The sequence below is a fragment of the Mesobacillus sp. genome, from assembly GCF_049588175.1.
GTDB lineage: Bacteria > Bacillota > Bacilli > Bacillales > Cytobacillaceae > Mesobacillus.
Genome location: NZ_JBAVFI010000462.1, coordinates 1 through 2,075, shown reverse-complemented (window position 1 = coordinate 2,075; position 2,075 = coordinate 1). Strand labels below are relative to the sequence as shown.

2 protein-coding genes and 1 pseudogene are annotated in these 2,075 nt (G+C 40.3%); all 3 read left to right on the top strand.

Going from position 1 to position 2,075, the window contains the following annotated elements; genetic code table 11:
• The first annotated feature begins 59 nt into the window (after window positions 1-59).
• Window positions 60-1,052 carry a type IV pilus biogenesis protein PilM gene (pilM, locus tag WB217_RS11305; RefSeq protein ID WP_423993329.1) on the top strand — a complete coding sequence of 331 codons (993 nt, stop codon included), beginning with the start codon at window positions 60-62 and terminating at the stop codon, window positions 1,050-1,052.
• A 2-nt stretch (window positions 1,053-1,054) separates the two neighbouring features.
• Window positions 1,055-1,690, top strand: coding sequence for a hypothetical protein (locus WB217_RS11300; protein WP_423993328.1), 636 nt, complete (start codon window positions 1,055-1,057; stop codon window positions 1,688-1,690).
• Window positions 1,687-2,075: pseudogene (locus WB217_RS11295) on the top strand (hypothetical protein); the annotation flags it as partial. The gene WB217_RS11300 and the pseudogene WB217_RS11295, both read left to right, overlap by 4 nt.

Here is a 2,075-nt window from a genome sequence, read left to right as displayed (position 1 = left end):
AACTATGTTGCTATCAATCATCCTTGCGAAAACAGTCATATTCAAAGGAGTTTCTCAAAATGGCATTTTCTTTTTTTTCCGGCAGAAGCAAAGTCGTCAATCTTGTGCTTAATGACCATTCGATTCGCTATGTTGAGCTAAAACAAAAGAACCCGGTTATTCCACATCATTATGGCCAGCGTTTATTGCCTCCTGGTATCATCACTGACGGCAAAATTCAAGACTTCGACACATTGGTGAATATTCTGGATGAGTGTATTGCTGAATGGAAAATTGCCAAAAGGGAAATCCGGTTTACCGTACCTGATTCGCTTGTCATCATCAGAAAGGTTTCAATCCCTGCTGATGTTAAAGAAGATGAAATCCATGGTTATTTGTATTTAGAACTTGGCTCAACCATCCACTTGCCGTTTGAGGACCCTGTATTTGATACGATTTCACTCGGTGTTGAAAATCAAAAACAGGAAATCCTCGTTTTTGCTGCACCTGAGAAATATGTTACAGAGTACGCGGACCTGTTTAAAATCGTGAGGCTAAAGCCAGTAGCTGCAGATATTTCACCGCTAGCGATTTATCGTCTTTATCACCAAAGTGACATGGCCGTTAAGAATGAGATCCTGTTGTCTGTCCAGTTTGATCTTGATGTGGTCAGTATGTGCGTCTTTGAGGAACAAATTCCGGTTTTTATGCGTCATATTCCTGGTGACCTTAAGGAGAGCTGGAAGGTAAAGAGGAGCGGGGACAATCAAACGAGCCAGGAGCTAGTATATGAAGGTGAAATTGCTGAATTGACGTTCCAACTTGAGGAGATTTATAGAGACATTGCCAAGCTCATGGACTTTTATCGATACTCTCTGACCCAGGGGGAAAATGAGGTTTCGCGCATTTTAGTAAATGGCGACCATCCGCTGCTCGATAGAGTATTAAGTGATATGAAAGAACGGTTTGGAATTCCTGTTGATACTTTAAAAATCAAGATACAGAATTCCGATGCTGTAGAATTGCCAAGGGCCTTCAATCTGGCACTCGGGCTAGGATTAAAAGAGGTGTAATGATGCTGGTAGAGATTAACCTTTTACCTAAGAGAGAGCATAAGAAGTCTTCACAGCTTATTATTGCCATTTTAATTATTTTATTTTTCACAGTAAGTTCATCGCTCATTTACATACAGGGAAACAGATATAACAGCAAAATGGAATCTATTGACAAGCAAATCGAGTCCCTTCAAAAATTGAACGTAGCACGGCAGGCAAAAATGGCTGATGTCGAAGCAGGCAATTCGGCAGTAAAGCTTCAGACTGCTCTAAAATGGGCTGAACAATATCCTGTTGAAACAGTGCCATTAATGCAAAATATCATTTCATTGCTTCCGGAGCGCGGATTTATCCAAAACTTTGAATATACCAATTCCGATTCCGTCCTGATCACGATCCAATTTGATGCTACTAGAGACACAGCTTTTTATTTAAGCTCGTTGAAACAATCTGAATGGGTCCATGAAGCAGTCTTATTGAACATTAAGGCTGTAACAATGGAAGAGGAGAAAGTAGCAGGCGAATCTGGCACTATAAATAATAATGAAATAGAAAAAATTCTGCCTCGATATAGTGCTGAATACAAAATTATTTTCAAACCGCAATATTTTAAACATAACAGTGAGTCAGCTTTAGAAGGAGGTAATGAGTCATGAGCCTCCGACTGGAAAAAAAGCATACTATCATCCTTTTAATTTCAGCCTTCCTTGCAGTGTTACTATATTTCGGAGCCTTTTTTCTCTATTTGAATCCTCTTAAGACCAGCCTATCGTTGAAGGAAAGCCAGTTGAAATCTGAGCAGCAACTAGGTGAAGCACTTGAAACCCGCCTTGCTTCAGGGAAGAACAGTGATTTCAGCAGTACAGCAGAAATGCAAAAATTGCTTCCTGTAGATCCGATGATTGAGCAGTTTGTTCTGGACCTTGAAAAGGCTGAGATTGTTTCAGACAGTTATATGACATCAATCGAGTTCACAGACGGTGAGCAAAGCAACATAGCTGCTCAAATTGACGCAAATCCAGAAGAAGGCTCATCAGAGGC

Excerpts from the sequence above, each read along its gene's own strand:
- pilM (WP_423993329.1), top strand. The coding sequence starts at position 60 with ATGGCATTTTCTTTTTTTTCCGGCAGAAGCAAAGTCGTCAATCTTGTG.
- WB217_RS11300 (WP_423993328.1), top strand. The coding sequence starts at position 1,055 with ATGCTGGTAGAGATTAACCTTTTACCTAAGAGAGAGCATAAGAAGTCT.